The 15,462-nt window shown below is 68.8% G+C and carries 14 protein-coding genes, 1 tRNA gene and 1 pseudogene; 4 read left to right on the forward strand and 12 right to left on the reverse strand.

Translation table 11 applies throughout. From position 1 onward, the window contains the following. Positions 1-318: 318 nt before the first annotated feature. Complete coding sequence (locus tag ABZ564_RS16315) at positions 319-1,341, reverse strand: LacI family DNA-binding transcriptional regulator (RefSeq protein ID WP_360856014.1); 1,023 nt, start codon at positions 1,339-1,341, stop codon at positions 319-321. 239 nt (positions 1,342-1,580) lie between these two features. On the opposite strand from ABZ564_RS16315, the gene ABZ564_RS16320 reads away from it, so the two are divergent. Beyond that, complete coding sequence (locus ABZ564_RS16320; RefSeq protein WP_360856017.1) at positions 1,581-2,966, forward strand: cellulase family glycosylhydrolase; 1,386 nt, start codon at positions 1,581-1,583, stop codon at positions 2,964-2,966. A 271-nt stretch (positions 2,967-3,237) separates the two neighbouring features. Continuing rightward, positions 3,238-3,840: a TetR-like C-terminal domain-containing protein gene (locus ABZ564_RS16325; RefSeq protein WP_360856020.1), complete on the forward strand. Its 603-nt coding sequence runs from the start codon at positions 3,238-3,240 to the stop codon at positions 3,838-3,840. 406 nt (positions 3,841-4,246) lie between these two features. Here ABZ564_RS16325 and ABZ564_RS16330 read toward each other — a convergent pair whose 3' ends face one another. The 3 genes from ABZ564_RS16330 to ABZ564_RS16340 are packed head-to-tail and all read right to left on the reverse strand — an operon-like array spanning position 4,247 to position 6,233. After that, positions 4,247-5,059: a hypothetical protein gene (locus ABZ564_RS16330; protein WP_360856022.1), complete on the reverse strand. Its 813-nt coding sequence runs from the start codon at positions 5,057-5,059 to the stop codon at positions 4,247-4,249. Continuing rightward, a complete protein-coding gene (locus ABZ564_RS16335; protein WP_360856025.1) occupies positions 5,056-5,958 on the reverse strand; it encodes a sigma-70 family RNA polymerase sigma factor in 903 nt (300 codons plus the stop codon). The genes ABZ564_RS16330 and ABZ564_RS16335 overlap by 4 nt, the downstream gene beginning before the upstream one ends. Beyond that, a complete protein-coding gene (locus tag ABZ564_RS16340; protein ID WP_360856027.1) occupies positions 5,955-6,233 on the reverse strand; it encodes a hypothetical protein in 279 nt (92 codons plus the stop codon). The genes ABZ564_RS16335 and ABZ564_RS16340 overlap by 4 nt, the downstream gene beginning before the upstream one ends. 1,133 nt (positions 6,234-7,366) lie before the next feature. Here ABZ564_RS16340 and ABZ564_RS16345 point away from each other — a divergent pair. Both ABZ564_RS16345 and ABZ564_RS16350 read left to right on the forward strand, forming a co-directional pair. Beyond that, positions 7,367-7,831, forward strand: a complete 465-nt coding sequence (locus ABZ564_RS16345; RefSeq protein ID WP_360856030.1) for a GNAT family N-acetyltransferase — start codon at positions 7,367-7,369, stop codon at positions 7,829-7,831. 154 nt (positions 7,832-7,985) lie between these two features. Next, positions 7,986-8,669, forward strand: a complete 684-nt coding sequence (locus tag ABZ564_RS16350; RefSeq protein ID WP_360856033.1) for an alpha/beta hydrolase — start codon at positions 7,986-7,988, stop codon at positions 8,667-8,669. Positions 8,670-8,690: 21 nt separating this feature from the next. On the opposite strand, the pseudogene ABZ564_RS16355 reads toward ABZ564_RS16350, so the two are convergent. The 8 genes and pseudogenes from ABZ564_RS16355 to ABZ564_RS16390 form a co-directional block, all read right to left on the reverse strand. After that, positions 8,691-9,600, reverse strand: a pseudogene (locus ABZ564_RS16355) (IS630 family transposase); the annotation flags it as partial. 75 nt (positions 9,601-9,675) lie between these two features. Beyond that, positions 9,676-9,990: a DUF4253 domain-containing protein gene (locus ABZ564_RS16360; protein WP_360856036.1), complete on the reverse strand. Its 315-nt coding sequence runs from the start codon at positions 9,988-9,990 to the stop codon at positions 9,676-9,678. A 24-nt stretch (positions 9,991-10,014) separates the two neighbouring features. Beyond that, complete coding sequence (locus ABZ564_RS16365) at positions 10,015-10,629, reverse strand: hypothetical protein (RefSeq protein ID WP_360856039.1); 615 nt, start codon at positions 10,627-10,629, stop codon at positions 10,015-10,017. Positions 10,630-10,671: 42 nt separating this feature from the next. Then, positions 10,672-10,747, reverse strand: a tRNA-Lys gene (locus ABZ564_RS16370). A gap of 53 nt (positions 10,748-10,800) precedes the next feature. Next, complete coding sequence (locus ABZ564_RS16375; protein ID WP_360856042.1) at positions 10,801-12,159, reverse strand: GH1 family beta-glucosidase; 1,359 nt, start codon at positions 12,157-12,159, stop codon at positions 10,801-10,803. 20 nt (positions 12,160-12,179) lie between these two features. Then, entirely contained in the window at positions 12,180-13,019 is an 840-nt protein-coding gene (locus ABZ564_RS16380) for a carbohydrate ABC transporter permease (protein WP_360856256.1), read from the reverse strand. Between the two features lie 61 nt (positions 13,020-13,080). Further along, the gene (locus ABZ564_RS16385) at positions 13,081-14,091 is read right to left on the reverse strand and encodes a sugar ABC transporter permease (RefSeq protein WP_360856045.1); all 1,011 of its coding nucleotides are present in this window, start codon (positions 14,089-14,091) and stop codon (positions 13,081-13,083) included. Between the two features lie 10 nt (positions 14,092-14,101). Continuing rightward, complete coding sequence (locus ABZ564_RS16390; protein WP_360856048.1) at positions 14,102-15,415, reverse strand: sugar ABC transporter substrate-binding protein; 1,314 nt, start codon at positions 15,413-15,415, stop codon at positions 14,102-14,104. Positions 15,416-15,462: the final 47 nt, after the last annotated feature.

Consider the following 15,462-nt stretch of genomic DNA (forward strand, 5'->3'; position numbering starts at 1 on the left):
GGCGCCGGGCGGGCGGAGGGGCGCGGGGGCCGCCCTCCGGGCCTCGTCGGTGGGGAGGCGGGGTGGGGGGACTACGGATGAGGTGCCGCATGGGAGCGCTCCCATGCATTCATTGGTAGGGGACTGTAGGGCAGTCGCCGTGTCCCTGACAACCCTTTGGGCGTCATCGGCCGAAACGGGCTGTGGGCCGGCGGCCGCACCCCACGCGGATGCCGCACCCGGCGCCGCCGCCCGAAGCCGCGGCGTGCGCCGATGTCTCCGGGCCGCGCCGCGCCCGGGTGTGTACCGCCCCCCGAAGCCGTCGCGTGACGCGCCCCCTCAGCCCGACTCGCGCACCATCAGCCGCGTCCGCAGGATCACGTGGTGCCAGGCCACCTTCGGCCGGCTCATCTCCTCCAGCAGCAGCCGCACCATGGCCCGGCCGATCTCCTCCATCGGCTGACGGACCGTCGTCAGCGGCGGTTCGGTCCGCTCGGCGAGTTCGAAGTCGTCGAAGCCGACCACCGCCACGTCCTCGGGCACCCGGCGCCCCGCCGCGCGCAGGGCGGCCAGCGCGCCGGCGGCCATGCTGTCCGAGGCGGCGAACACGGCGTCGACCTCCGGATGCCGATCGATCAGGCCGGTCATCGCGCGCCGCCCGCTGGCCTCGGTGAAGTCGCCCTGCGCGACCAGGGAGGGCAGCTCCGTGAGCCCCGCCTCGCGCAGGGCCTCCCGGTAACCGCGCAGCCGGCACCGGGCGACGTACATCTCGGGCGGTCCGGTGATCGCGGCGATGGTCTTCCGGCCGCCGCGCACCAGATGGCCCACCGCGTCCCGCGCTCCGCCAACGTTGTCGGCGTCCACGTAGGTGACCCGCTCGTCATTCGAGCGCCGGCCCAGCAGCACCGTGGGCACTCCGGCGTCCGCGAGCATGTCCGGCAGCCGGTCCTCGGCCCGCACGGACATCAGCAGCACCCCGTCGACCCGGCCGCCGCGCACGTACTCCAGGAGCCGCTGCCGTTCGCTGTCCGTCCGGACGAGGGTGAGCAGCAGTTGCACGCCCCGTTCGTCCAGGGCGTCCCCGACCGCGCGGACGATCTCCGAGAAGAACGGCTCTCCGAACAGCCGCCAGTCGGTCTTCGTCATCACCAGGGCGACGGCGCCCGCGCGCTGCCCGGCCAGGGAGCGTGCGGCCAGGTTGGGTACGTAACCCAGTTCGTCGATGGCGCGCTGCACGGCGCGGCGGGTGGACTCCCTGACGCCCGAGGCGTTGTTGATCACCCGGGAGACCGTGCCCCGCCCCACCCCGGCGAGCGCGGCCACCTCTTCCAGCGTCGGCGTGCCGGAACTCCTGTTCAGCATCTCCCACCCCCAAGACCACCCGATCCTACGGCCAGGAGGGTGAACGGCCGAGTGGACGGGGTGATTGCCGGCAGGTGTCGGCGCCCTCTCTGGGAGCGCTCCCAATTTTATTTGTGCATGACAGCGTCGGATGCCTATGCGTGCGCTCCCGCGGCGTGTACGGTCTCGGGCCGATGGGTTCTGGGAGCGCTCCCATTCGAATGTTCCTCAGTTGTTCCCTTCGGACGAGGAGAGATGCTGTGAAACGCTTCTTGGCTTTACTGGCGAGCGGGGCGACGGTCCTGGGCCTCACGGTCCTGGCCACCCCTCCGGCGGCGGCGGCCACCGGATGCAAGGTGGAGTACACCGTCGCCAGTCAGTGGGAGGGCGGCTTCCAGGGCGGGGTGAAGGTCACCAACCTGGGTGACCCGGTCAGCGGATGGCAGCTCAAGTTCACCCTGCCGGGCGCGGGACAGAAGGTGGTCCAGGGCTGGAACGCCACCTGGACGCAGTCCGGCTCCACGGTCACCGCCGGCCCCGTCGACTGGAACCGCACGCTGGCCACCGGCGGCACGACGGACCTCGGCTTCGTCGGCTCCTTCTCGGGTGCCAATCCGGCGCCCACGGGCTTCTCGCTCAACGGTGTCGCCTGTACGGGCACCGTCGGCGGCGGGGACGACGACGACCCGCCGCCCACCACGGGCGGCGGCACCCCGGTGGAGACCAACGGCCAACTCCGCGTCTGCGGCGTGAACCTGTGCAACCAGTACAACCGCCCCGTGCAGCTGCGCGGCATGAGCACGCACGGCCTCCAGTGGTTCAGCCGGTGCTACAACAACGCGTCCCTGGACGCCCTGGCGAACGACTGGAAGGCGGACCTGCTGCGTACCGCCATGTATGTGCAGGAGGACGGCTACGAGACCGACCCGGCGGCCTTCACCGGCCGGGTCAACAGCCTGGTCGACATGGCCGAGGCCCGGGGCATGTACGCCCTGATCGACTTCCATACCCTCACGCCGGGCGACCCCAACTACAACCTGGCGCGCGCCAAGACCTTCTTCGCCTCGGTCGCCGCCCGCAACGCCGCGAAGAAGAACGTCATCTACGAGATCGCCAACGAGCCCAACGGCGTGAGCTGGGCGGGCATCAAGAACTACGCCGAGCAGGTCATCCCGGTGATCCGGGCCGCCGACCCGGACGCGGTCGTCATCGTCGGCACGCGTGGCTGGTCCTCCCTCGGCGTCTCGGACGGCTCCAACGAGAGCGAGGTCGTCAACAGCCCCGTCAACGCCACCAACATCATGTACGCGTTCCACTTCTACGCCGCGAGCCACAAGGACAACTACCGCGCGGCGGTCAGCCGGGCAGCCTCGCGACTCCCGCTGTTCGTCACGGAGTTCGGCACGGTGAGTGCCACCGGCGGCGGAGCGCTCGACCGGGCGAGCACCACCGCCTGGCTGGACCTGCTCGACCAGCTGAAGATCAGCTACGCGAACTGGACCTACTCCGACGCCGACGAGAGCAGTGCCGCGTTCAAGCCCGGCACCTGTGACGGCGGCGACTACAGCAGCAGCGGTGTGCTCACCGAGTCGGGCGCGCTGCTCAAGTCCCGGATCAGTACCCCGGACAACTTCCCCACCGGCTGATCCGTGAGGTGGGGGGCTCCGGCGCGACCGGGGCCCCACACCCGTGTGAAGACCGGCCGAACCTTGACACCCCGTCGACAGCGGCGAGATACTGGGACCGTTATTGGGAGAGCGCTCTCCCGGAGATTCCGGCCACCGTGTCGACCCACTCCCCGCCGTCGGCACGGTACAGGAGCCCGCGGTGGTCACGGCTCTCCGTGGCCGCCGCGGGCTCCTGTGTATATTCGGCCGAAGCCAAGGGGGTCCGGGAAACACGTCGGCAGGGGTGGGGATGGTTCGCGCGGGGCTCACGGCCGAACGGGTCGTGGCGGCTGCGGCCGATCTGGCGGACTCGATCGGCTTCGACAAGGTGACCATCTCCGCGCTGGCCCGCGGCTTCGGCGTCAAGGACGCAAGCCTCTACTCCCACGTCAGGAACCTGGGCGACCTGCGCACCCGCGTCGCGCTGCTGGCCGCCGAGGAGTTCATCGACCGGATCGAGGCGGCGGTGGCGGGCCGGGCCGGAAAGGACGCGCTGGTCGCGTTCGCCGACACCTATCGCGCCTTCGCGCTTGAGTGCCCCGGCCGGTACGCGGCCACGCAGCTCCGCATCGACCCCGCGATCGCCGCCGAGGCGCCCGCCTACCACCGCACCCTGCGGACGACCGCCGCGATGCTGCGCGCGTACGGTCTGACCGAACCCGACCTCACCGACGCGGTGCGGCTGCTGCGCAGCACCTTCCACGGGTTCACCGCCCTGGAGGCCGACGGCGGCTTCGAGGCCCCGCGGCCCGTGCAGACCTCCTGGGAGCGGGCGGTGGAGGGCCTGCACTTCCTGCTGTCGAACTGGGCGGGGGCGACACAGGGTGAAGTTTCCCCGGAAGCTTCCCCTTGATCATGGACACCTGGAGACTGGGATCTTGAGGCTCCAGGGGAAGCTTCACCTATCACGTATCCCCCTTGACCACGGTCTGTCCGGCTGCCGGCACCGGCGATGTCCAGGAGAAACGTCGCGGTAACAGAGCGGGACAAGGGGGTCGCGCGCGTCCGCCCCGCACCCCAGCCGTGCGCGTCCGGCCCGCACCCCGACAAGGGGGCGGCGGCTGGGCGCGCCGCTGCGGTGCGGAGCATTGGGTGCGGCGCACCGCAGCGCGCGAGAGTGCCGGGCGTCCTCGGTGGGGTGCGGTGGCGCACGTCTGTTTCACCGCCGGCCTGGGCCGCCTCGCCCAGGGCGGCTGCTTCCATCGGGTCATGAGACGGGCTTCGCTGAGGACCTGAGGGCCGGGTACCGGTGTCGCCCTTCATCGCTTCGCGGTTTCGTCCACAGCCCGACGAGCCACCGGTGTCTCCCGGGTGGAGGGGCGGGGGGTCGGTCTGCGCGCTTTTCTCTGCGTGGCTGGTGCGGAGATCAACGCCCGGACGTGCTGGGCGAAGGTGTTGCCGGGGAGAGGAAGCTCGGTTTCGGGTTCGCGGAGGTAGCCGGCGGCGACCGCGTCTGGGATGTAGGCCATGAGCTTGAGCACCGTGGCCGACCGTGAGCGGGTGGTGTGCGCGGAGAGGTGGCGCAGGATGCGGAGGATGGTGGTGGTGGAGGTACTGGTGACGGGGTGGTTTCCGGGGTGCCAGTGCTGGTCGTTGTGCGGCCTGGGCTCGTCGTCCTGATGAGGGCCTGGCAACTCGGGTGGGGGTTGGACGTCGTCTGTCTGGTGGTGCCACCACTCGGCTGCGTCGCCTTCTCCCTGGGCAAGGTGGTGGAGGTAGAGGCAGTAGGCGGCGGCTGCTTGTCCGGCGCCGGCTGCGTACTGCCACCAGAACCGTGCCCCTTCGTCGGTGTCGGACAGCTGCAGGACGCAGGCGAGGGCGAGGGCGCTGCGAGGTTCGGGGACCTGGTCGGTGAGGAAGTCGGCCACGGCGGTGGGTGAGGTGTGGGTCAGGAGGGTTTCGCACAGGGCGCGCAGATCTTCGGCCGCCTCGTTGAGAGGCCCGTCCAGGGTCGGGTCAGGGAGTGCCGGAATGCTGGCCGCAAGGGCTGGGGAAGTAGGGGCCGGTTCGCGGGGGACCGTGCGGTTGTGAACGAGCAGGGCGCGGGAGAGGAGCTGTTCGATGTGGCTCAAGGGGTGATCCCTTCGGTGCTGGGCGGCGGGATGACGCTGTCCAGGAAGCGGGTGGCATGGCGTTCGTCGGAGCGGATGGTGGCCAGGGAGGCGCCCAGGAGGGAGGACACCTGCTCGGGGGTGAAGCCGCGCAGGCGACGCAGCACCATGACGTCGAGCTGGCGGTCGGGCAGGCGGCTGATCGCGGCGAAGAGTTCGAGGGTTTCGGTGAGCTGGTGGGCGCAGTCGGCCGGTTCGGCGAGGCTCTGCAGGATGACGGTGTCGAAGGCCGCGTCGCCCAGCTCGGGCCGGCCGTCGCGGTGGGGGGTGCGGGCCATGACGGTGGTGCGCAGGACGTTCCAGGCGTAGCGGCGGATGTCGTGGCTGGCGAGTGCTTCGTTCCAGGAGAGCCAAAGGCGGTCGAAGGCGTCGCGAACGGCTATGTCGCGCTGGTCGTCGTCGAGGAAGGTCTGAGCGTAGAGCTCGTAGTCCTTCTCCATCAGCTGACGGAGCGCGGAGTGGTCCAGGGGCGGGGCGATATGGGTGGTCTTCACCGCGGTGCGGTTGGTGCATCCGCTGATCCAGTCGCTGCTCTTGTGGGTTTCCAGGGCTGCCTGTTTCCAGAGCCGGTACAGGGGCCAGTTCGGCATGTCCAGCTCGGTGGCGAGCCTGAGAACGATCTCCAAGCGGGGGTAGAGGCCGACGCCGCGCAGCATTTCGGAGATCTTCGACTTGGCGAAACGGACTCGGGTGCTGAGTTCGTTCAGGGTCAGGCCGCTGCTCAGGTAGGCGGAGCGCATCGGGTCGAGCCAGGCTCGGTGGGCGCTGCCGACGTTGTCCGCGACGGGCCCGAGCTTGCGCCCCGGCCGTGTGGAAGCTGGTCCGCCGGAGGGTGCGGGCGGTTCGGACGGCGTCGTCACGGGGCGTCGCCCTCCTCGTCCTCGGCCGCATCGAGGCGCGTGCCTCCTGGGGCGGTCGCGGTCTCGGCTGGGCCGGCATCAAAGGTCGCGGCCGGGTCGGTGTCATGGGTGCACACGGTGCGAGAGCGAATCGCCTGGAGGATCTGCTGGATGGTCAGGGCGAGAACCGGGGCGAGCGTGGCGATGGCGGCCGTCTCGCCGGCGGCTGCCATCGCCGGCGCCCACGCAAGCACGGCCACCGTGACCGCGAGCGCGATCTTCTGTCGAGGTGTCATATGAGTAACTCCGATCGGTGTGGGTCCGGCCTTCTGGACCCGGCGGCCTATCCGGAAGGAGGCGCCGGCATCCCGAGCAGGCGGGTGCCGACGCCGCCGCGCTGGGAAGGGCAACCAGCATGACTAGAAGGGGAGTTGCTACGCCACGTGATCAAGGAATCACGGAACAATGACAGTCGCGGTGTTCTCGTCGGCGAGGGAAGTGCGCCAGCTCGCTACAGGGGCACGTAGAAGCGCTGACGGGTGGAAGTTCCCAGTTCTCCTTGCAATTGCCCGCCCGACCGACGTCAATGGAAGTGACGCCGTTGGTGTCGGCCTTCCATCCGGAAGGGCCCCTCCCCGTGCCGAGAACAAAGGGGGAGCGGGCATCCGCTCTCGCCTGGCCGGGGTCAGAGGCCAGGCGAGAGCGCAGCGGCCCCACACCGGGGCCATGACGACCGTAGACCATGGCACTGACACTGCCCCCTGGACGCCTTTCCCTGCCTACTTGTTCTCGACGTCGCCGTCGCGGGCCGGCGAATGACTGGGAGGCCAGGCCTACTCGCTGAAGAGCAGCCGAGGGCGGCCGGGGCCAGTGCGGCACGAGAACCGACTGCGATGCGGTATCAGCGCCTTCTGCCAGCATGCTTCCGTGACAGCCATACGTGATCAACGCCCAGCCGCGACCGCCCTAGAGTTCCTGCATTCCGTGCCCCCTCCGGAATGGTGTGAGCCGGCGCTCGGTCACGCCGCCGTCGCGAACTGGGAGCGGGACAACGGCGTGGTCCTCCCCGAGCCGTACCGAACATTCATCGCCGAGATCAGCAACGGATTCAGCCTCGGCCCGGCCGGTGACGGCGGTCTCCAGCCACTCGATTGGCTCCCGACACATGGCCCGACCTCGGCCCCCGGCAGCCTGGCTTCGCTCACTTCTGACGGCTCTGGCGCAACTTCCGTGAAGTCCAAGCCGATCTCCGGTGTCAGAGGCTGGTGAGCCCAGAGAACTGACAGGCCAGCGGCTTGCCCCGAGGCGGGCGCCTGCTCGGCCGGCATGGCTTCACACAAGTTGTGCCAGAGCCCGAGATTCGACGGCACCGGGACTCTCCTCCCCGTCTCTGCGTCGGAAGCCGAGCTGGATCGCTAGGTTTGGGTCCATGGAGATACATTCCTGCACTTACGACCACCCGCACGTCTCCCAGTTGGTTGAACGTTTGCAAGCGGAGTACACCAAGATCTACGGGGCGCCGGACGAAAGCCCGACTGAATCAGGCCAGTTCTCGCCTCCCCGCGGGGCGTTCGCGGTGGGATACGTGAAGGGTGGGCCCGTCGCCATGGGCGGCTGGCGTGCCCGTGAGGACGGCCGTGCGGAACTCAAGCGTATGTACGTTATCGATGAGCATCGCGGCCGAGGATATTCCCGGTCCGTCCTGGAGTGGCTGGAGGAATCGGCCGCTGCCGCAGGAGCGCCGACCATGGTTCTGGAGACGAACCAACGGCATCCTGCGGCGATCGGTCTGTACCGCTCGTGCGGCTATACCGACGTTCCCGCCTTCGGTTACTACGCCGACGATCCGCTCACCGTCTATCTGGGCCGGCGGCTGCAACCTCAACAAATCTGACCGTCCGAGCGCCGACCGCGTCATGCAACGACGGTCGGCCTGGCTAGCGCTGTGACCGGGAAGGTTTGCCGGGTTGGGGTGGCGTGAGCCCGTTGTCAGAGCCTCCCGATAACGTGCCGGCAGCCAGATCCGACTCTTCTCCGGGAGAACACCCGTGGACATCTTGCTCATCGCCGGCCTGTGGTTCGACGGATCCGCATGGGACGAGGTCGTGCCCGAACTCACTGCACTCGGCCACCGTCCCTTGCCGCTCACCCTCCCCGGGCAGGGCGACGGCACCGCCTCCGCGACGTTCGATGACCAGCTGGCAGCAGTGCTCGACGTGGTTGACGCGGCGCCCGGGAAGCCCTTGGTGGTGGGGCACTCCGCTGCGTCAAGCCTGGCCTGGCTGGCCGCCGACGCGCGACCGGAAAAGGTGGCCAAGGTCGCACTGATCGGCGGCTTCCCGGCCGCCGACGGGCGGGCCTACGCCGATCACTTCGCGATTGAGGGCGGCACCATGCCGTTCCCGGGCTGGGGCCCGTTCGAGGGAGCGGACTCCGCCGACCTGGACCAGGAGACCAGGGACCGCCTTGCGTCCGCCGCTGTTCCTGTCCCCGAGGGGGTCGCCCGAGGAGTCGTGCACCTGACCGACGAGCGCCGTTTCGACGTCCCCGTTGTGCTCATCTGCCCCGAGTTCACCCCCGCCCAGGCCGAGGAGTGGATTACCGCTGGCGAGAGCCCTGACCTCGCCCGCGCGGCCCACCTTGAGTACGTGGACCTCGACTCGGGCCACTGGCCGATGGCCACTTGCCCCCACGAGCTCGCCCGCATCCTGTCGGAGGCCGCGAACTCGTAGTGCTGTGGCGCGGTTGGGTCGTCAGGCCGCTGCCGGTAGTGGTCTGACGCCCCAGCGGATGCCCTTTTCGCCGCGGACGCGGGCGCGTTCCTTGCGTGGGGCGGCGAGTATGCCGGGGTGTCGGGCGTTGGCGTTGCGCCGGCGCAGGTAGGCGTGCGGGGCCCGGGTCTGCACCGGCTGGTGCGGGTGGTTGGAGTTGGCCAGGGTGAACTGCCGCAGCGGCCCGAAGCGCGCCTCGATCGGGTTGGCCCAGGAGGCGTAGGCCGGGGTGAAACATAGCTCGACCGTGTTGCGAGCGGCCCAGGCGCGGATCTTCGTGCCGCAGTGCGCGGACAGGTTGTCCAGGATCACGTAGATCGGGGCGCCATCCGGACGGGCTGCCCGAATCGACTTGAGCGCGGCGAGGGGGCCGGCGCCTTTGCGGCGCCGGTTGACGCCCACTAGCCGATCGGTGCCCACGGTGTAGCAGCCGTGGAAGCAGGTGACGCCGTGGGTACGGTGGTAGGTGGCCGGCAATCGGTCCGGATTGCTCAGCCGGCCCAGCAGGATCCGGCGGTGAGCCGGATACCGAGCGGCCTGAACTCGTCGAAGGCGAAGGTCCTGTCCGGCCGCTCGTGCAACGCGAATTCGATCTGCGCCGGCTTCGCCTCGAAGTGAGGTCCGGTGACTCCTTCCAGGTCCTGGTGCGCTGGAAGGTGATCCCGCGGCGGGACAGTAAGCAGCGCAGCGCCTCGCGGCCCATGCGGATCGGCCGCGATGGCAGGCGCTGCAGGTGCTCTGTGAGCTTGCGGATCGACCAGTGGGTGAACGGCTTGCCGAGCCTGGTCGGGCGGGTAGTGGCCGCCGCCACGACGAGGTCCTCGTCGTCAGGCGTCAGTAAGCGGGGACGGCCTCCCGTCCCTCGAGGGTCCAGGCAGGCCAGGCCGATCTCACGGACAGATCTCCGCCATCCAATCCGGGCAGGCCCAGCCACCGGGCAGAAACCGGTGAACCCATGTGGTCACAGCTAGTCCCACCAGAACGACCACGATGTCCGTCCCATGAGGTCCATCGCGTACTCGGGGAACGGTGCGGGCGGGTCGTCGACGATGTTGTTGGCGGACGAGAGCACGTGTTCCAGAGCGAGCAGGTTTGCGTGCTCTGCTTCGACGGGTGGCCTGGCGACCGATACGTGCAGCTCGCTGCCGAACACCGCCACGACCCGGGCGCCGAAGCGGTCCTCCCAGCTCCGTAGGAGTGCACACAGCAGAGGCAGCGGTGCCTCGGCGGACCAGCCGATCGACGCCAGAACGTCGCTGCTGCGATGGGCCGGGACAAGCATGAGTCTGCACTGGCCCAGCCCGGACTACCCCGTTTCGATAAACCAGGACAGCAGATGTGCAGCCGCCTCCTCAGGCTTCGGGTCTGCGGACGCAGTCGGTATCTGCGGGGCCAGGCCCGGCCACTGCTCGAAGGGCGGTCCGGGATCGTGCGGCCATGGTTCCACTCCCTCAGGGACCGGGACCGGTGTCGGGTCCATCCAGAAGGGCAGCCTCCTGCGCCGGTACTCGGCGAAGTTCGTGGCCAGCACCTCCTCCAGACGGACGGCATCGACGTGGTTCAGGCCGAGCGGACTTCCCAGGACATCGGGCCAGCACAGGATCGGAACCAGGCCACGGGCCTCCTGATCGCTCAGCAGGCGAGGCCACAGCTGATCGATGTCTTGAGGAAATTCGTCAGAGACCCATACGTGTGTGGGACCGGAAGACAGGAACCGGCCGGGAGGCATACCGTCGGGCAGGACAAATGACATGGTCGCACCGTAGACCGTGGCGCTGACATCGCAGCTACCCACGAGACACAAGAGGACGCCCCGGCAGCAGTGATCCGAACGAATCGTCCTGGGGGAGGGGCGGTCGGCTGTGAGGGCAGAGCGGCTGGTGAAGCCGTGCACATCAAGCCCGAACATCTCGACGCTCATCAGTCCGAACGACGTCTTTTAGCAGGTCGAGGTCCGATCGCGTGGGCCGTAGGGCACTCGAACCCCCGACCACCCGATTAAAAGTCTGCCGGTCGCGACTTCCCGCAACGCGAAACCCCCGGCGGCGGCGATCCGTCGCGGCCGGGGGCTGCCCATGTGCCTGACCAGGAGTCAGGCAACCTTGCCGGAGCGGGTGGTTGTCGCCTCGCGGATCAGCTCCGCGTAGCGACGGCCGCTGCTCTTGACCGTACGGCGCTGTGTCGCGTAGTCGACGTGGACCAGGCCGAACCGCTTGTCGTAGCCGTACGCCCACTCGAAGTTGTCGAGGAGCGACCAGGCGAAGTAGCCGGCCAGCGGCGCGCCCTTGTGGACGGCGCGGGCGCACGCCGCGAGGTGTTCCTCCAGATACTGCGTCCGCTCCGGGTCGTGCACCGAGCCGTCGGCGAGGACGACGTCCTGGTAGGCCGAGCCGTTCTCCGTCACGTAGATGCGCTCGACCCCGTACTCCTCGGTCAGGCGCAGGAGCAACTGCTCCAGGCCCCGGGCGTGCACCTCCCAGTCCATGTGGGTGTGGCGGGAGCCGGGCAGGTAGACCTGCTTGGCGTGCGGGACCGGGCCGGACGGGTCGGCGGTGACGACCTGGCGGAAGTAGTAGTTGACGCCCAGCCAGTCCAGTGGCGCGGAGATCAGCTCCATGTCGCCTTCCTGGACCGGGAGTTCGACTCCGTACAGGTCCACCATGTCCTGCGGGTAGCCGCGTCCGAGGATCGGGTCGAGCCACCAGCGGTTGGTGTGACCGTCGCCGCGCACCGCGGCCGTCTTGTCGGCCTCGCGGTCGGTGGCGGGTTCCACCGGGCTGAGGTTGTTGACGATGCCGACCCGGGCGTCGGGGGAGATGCCCCGGATCGCCCGCACGGCCAGGCCGTGGCCCAGGTGCAGGTGGTAGGAGGCCCGGACGGCGGCGGTCAGGTCGGTGAGACCCGGCGCCATCGTGCCCTCCAGATGGCCGATCCACGCCGAACAGAGGGGTTCGTTGAGGGTCGCCCAGTCCTTGACGCGGTCCCCGATCCGTTCCACGACGACCGAGGTGTACGCGGCGAAGTGCTCCGCGGTCTCCCGTACGGTCCAGCCTCCCCGGTCCTGGAGCGCCTGCGGGAGGTCCCAGTGGTAGAGCGTGGCGAAGGGGGTGATCCCGGCCTCCAGGAGCCCGTCGACCAGCCGGTCGTAGAAGTCGAGGCCGGCCGCGTTGACCGGTCCGTCGCCGCCGGGCACGATCCGCGGCCAGGCGAGCGAGAAGCGGTACGCGTTCGCTCCGACCTCCTTGATCAGGGCGATGTCCTCCGGCACCCGGTGGTAGTGGTCGCAGGCCACGTCCCCGGTGTCGCCGCCGGCCACCTTGCCCGGGATGTGCGAGAAGGTGTCCCAGATGGAGGGGGCGCGGCCGTCCTCGGCCACGGCTCCCTCGATCTGGTACGCGGCGGTGGCGACGCCCCAGGTGAAGCCGGCCGGCAGGGTGCTGAGGTCGTTCACGGACTTCCTTTCCGGAGCGGTCACTTGACGGCTCCCGCGGTGAGACCGGCCACCAGGTAGCGCTGCAGGAGCAGGAAGCCGGCGACGATCGGCACGCTGACGACGAGCGAGGCGGCCATGACCTGGTTCCAGTAGACGTCGTTCTGGGTGGCGTAGCCCTGGAGGCCGACGGCCAGCGTGCGCGTGGTGTCGTTGGTCATGACGGAGGCGAAGAGGACCTCGCCCCAGGCCGTCATGAACGCGTACACGGCGACGGCCACGATGCCCGGCACGGCGGCCGGGACCACGACCCGGAACAGGGCGCGCACCGGCCCGCAGCCGTCGACGAGCGCGGCCTCGTCCAGATCCCGGGGGATCGAGTCGAAGTAGCCGATGAGCATCCAGATGGAGAACGGCAGCGAGAACGTCAGATACGTGAGGATCAGTCCGCCGCGCGAGCCGTACAGGGCGACGCCCGTGCTGTTGCCGATGTTGACGAAGATGAGGAAGAGCGGCAGCAGGAAGAGGATGCCCGGGAACATCTGGGTGGAGAGCACCGTGACCGTGAAGACGCGCTTGCCGCGGAACTTGTAGCGGCTCACCGCGTACGCCGAGAACACCGCGATGATCACCGAGAGGACCGTCGCCGCACCCGCCACGATCAGCGAGTTGACGAAGTAGCGGGCGAGGGGGACGGTCTCCCAGATGTCGAAGTACGGCTTGACGGTCAGCCCGGACGGGATCCAGCTGAACTTCCCCGACACGTCCTGGAGCGGCTTGAGCGAGCTGCTGACCATCACATAGACGGGCAGCAGGACGAAGGCGGTCAGGAACGTCAGGATGACCCGGCGGGTCCAGAGGAAGGACTGCGGCGCGGCCATCGGGGAACGGGTCCGCGGGCGCGGTCCCGTCTTCGCCGGCGGCGCGGACTGCTGGGCATGGCTAGGCATCGGCACCCTTCCTTCCGCGTGAGGTGACGAACAGGTAGACGGCCGTCACGACCAGCAGGAACAGCAGCAGGAGCACGGACATCGCGGATCCGGTGCCGAAGTTCCAGGTGACGAACGAGGACTGGTAGATGTGGATGGAGATGAGGTCGGCGTTCTCGGGGGCGGCCTTCCCGAACAGCACGTACGGGGTGTTGAAGTCGTTGAACGTCCACAGGAACAGCACGAGCACCAGGACCTGGTTGACCGGGCGCAGCGAGGGCAGCGTGATCCTGCGGATCTGCTGCCAGATGCCGGCGCCGTCGATCGAGGCGGCTTCGTACAGTTCGCGCGGGATGTTCTGCAGCCCGGCCATCACGATGAGGAAGGCGAAGGGCCAGCCCTTCCAGACCGAGACGATGATCAGCGCGTAGATGCTGTTGTCGCCGATCAGCCAGAACGACGGCTGGTCGGTGAGCCCGAGCTGGTCGTGGAGCACGTGGTTGACCAGGCCGTTGTCGCGCTGGAACATGAAGGCCCAGGTGATGACGGCCGCGTAGACCGGCAGGGCGTACGGGACGAGGAAGACCGCCCGCAGGAAGCCCCTGCCGCGGAAGTTCTCCTGCAGCATGATCGCCGCCGCGACCCCGAACAGCCACGCCAGGCCGACGGCGAAGAACGTGAAGACGCAGGTGACGAAGAACGAGTGGAGCAGTGCCTCGCCGATCGGGGCGTTGACGTCGACGGCGATCCTGTAGTTGTCGAAGCCACTCCAGGGCGCCCCGCCCCAGTTGTTGATGTAGAACTGCGTGAACTGGCGGAAGCTCATCACGATTCCGATGATCATCGGAATCACATGGATGAGGAGTTCGAGCAGGACGGCCGGCAGGAGCAGGAGATAGGGCAGTCCGCCCTGGCGGATCCGGTCGGGGACGCGCGGCAGTCTTCTGCGCGCACCCCCGCTGCCCCGGCTCGTCACCCTGTCCGACTTTTCCGTCAGGCTGTCGGTGGTCACGGTGGCGGTCATGAGGGGTGCCTTACTGCTGCATCGTCTGCTGGGCCTTTTCCAGGCGCGCCTTGACGGATTCGGTGGTCACGGGGCGTCCGGCCGCTGCGTCGGCCCACAGTTCCTTGACCGCGGTGCCGACGGCCGTCTCGAACTGCGACTCGTTGGGGACCTGCGGCAGCGGGGCCGCGCTCTTGGCCAGCGTGTCGCGCAGGACCGCGAGGTCGGGCGCCGAGAACGCCTCGTCCGCCTGGGCGGTCCTGACCGGCGGGATCGACCCGTAGGTCTTGTTGAGCAGCTTCTGCTCGGCGTCGCTGGTCATGAACTTCACGAACTTCTTGGCGCCGTCGAGGTTCTTGGTGTTCTTGAACACCGCCATGTTGATGCCGGCGACCATGGAGTTGACGTTCTTGCCCTGGCCGGGAGTGCCGGAGGGCACGGGGACGGGTGCGACGCCCCACTCCTCGGGCTTCATGCCCTGCGAGGCGAAGGTGGAGGCGGCGGTCTGCCACAGCACCATCGCGGTCTTGCCCTTGGCGAAGTCCGTCAGGGACTGGTTCTGTGCGTACTCCGCGTTGCCCGGGGCGATGATCTTGTCCTTGGCCATGAAGTCGATGTACTGCTTCACGGCCGCCACCGCGCCGTCCGAGGTGAAGGTCGGCTTGCCCTCGGCGTCGAAGAAGTCGGCGCCGTGCTGCTGGCCCAGGACGAAGGTCTGGTGGATGTTGCTGGAGAGGTTGGAGCCCTCGGCGCCCAGGCCCCACTTGCCGTTTTTGGAGAGCTTCTTGCCGTCCGCGACCAGCTCGTCCCAGGTGGCCGGGGGCTTGTCGATGCCTGCGTCGGCGAAGCTCTTCTTGTTGTAGTAGAGGGCGTACGCGAGGGAGTACAGCGGTACCGCGGCGGGGTCCTTGCCCTCCGCGCCGGCCGAGGCGACCGCCGAGTCGACGAAGCGGTCACGGCCGCCGATCGCGTCGAAGTTCTCCTTGTTCCAGGGGAGCAGCGCACCGGTCGCCTGGAGCGAGGCCGTCCAGGTGTTGCCGATGTTCAGGACGTCCGGGCCCTGACCGGACGTGGTGGCGGCGAGGATGCGGTTGAGCAGGTCGGCCCAGGGCACGACCTCCAGCTTGACCTTGATGCCGGTCCGCTTCTCGAACTTCTTCAGCTCGGGAGTCAGGATCTTCTTGTCGGCCTCGATGCTGGGGCCCTGATTGGAGGCCCAGTACGTCAGGGTCTTCGGCGAATCGTTGCTGCCGCCGCCCGAGGACGTACCGCCTCCACAGCCGGTGACACCGGCGGCTATGGAGAGTGCGAGGGTGACGGCTGCCGCGGCTCTGATGGTGCGCATGCGGGATGGCCCCTTTCCGGGGAGGAAGGCCGTGTTCGAGAACCGAA

The sequence above is a fragment of the Streptomyces sp. NPDC019224 genome (genome assembly GCF_040632605.1).
In the GTDB taxonomy this organism is placed as follows: Bacteria; Actinomycetota; Actinomycetes; order Streptomycetales; family Streptomycetaceae; genus Streptomyces.

Bases quoted from the DNA above. Each gene is read 5' to 3' on its own strand.
- ABZ564_RS16360 (WP_360856036.1), bottom strand. From the start codon at position 9,990: ATGCTTGTCCCGGCCCATCGCAGCAGCGACGTTCTGGCGTCGATCGGC.
- ABZ564_RS16345 (WP_360856030.1), top strand. From the start codon at position 7,367: ATGGAGATACATTCCTGCACTTACGACCACCCGCACGTCTCCCAGTTG.
- ABZ564_RS16380 (WP_360856256.1), bottom strand. From the start codon at position 13,019: ATGGCCGCGCCGCAGTCCTTCCTCTGGACCCGCCGGGTCATCCTGACG.
- ABZ564_RS16325 (WP_360856020.1), top strand. From the start codon at position 3,238: ATGGTTCGCGCGGGGCTCACGGCCGAACGGGTCGTGGCGGCTGCGGCC.
- ABZ564_RS16385 (WP_360856045.1), bottom strand. From the start codon at position 14,091: ATGACCGCCACCGTGACCACCGACAGCCTGACGGAAAAGTCGGACAGG.
- ABZ564_RS16365 (WP_360856039.1), bottom strand. From the start codon at position 10,629: ATGAGCGTCGAGATGTTCGGGCTTGATGTGCACGGCTTCACCAGCCGC.
- ABZ564_RS16390 (WP_360856048.1), bottom strand. From the start codon at position 15,415: ATGCGCACCATCAGAGCCGCGGCAGCCGTCACCCTCGCACTCTCCATA.
- ABZ564_RS16340 (WP_360856027.1), bottom strand. From the start codon at position 6,233: ATGACACCTCGACAGAAGATCGCGCTCGCGGTCACGGTGGCCGTGCTT.
- ABZ564_RS16315 (WP_360856014.1), bottom strand. From the start codon at position 1,341: ATGCTGAACAGGAGTTCCGGCACGCCGACGCTGGAAGAGGTGGCCGCG.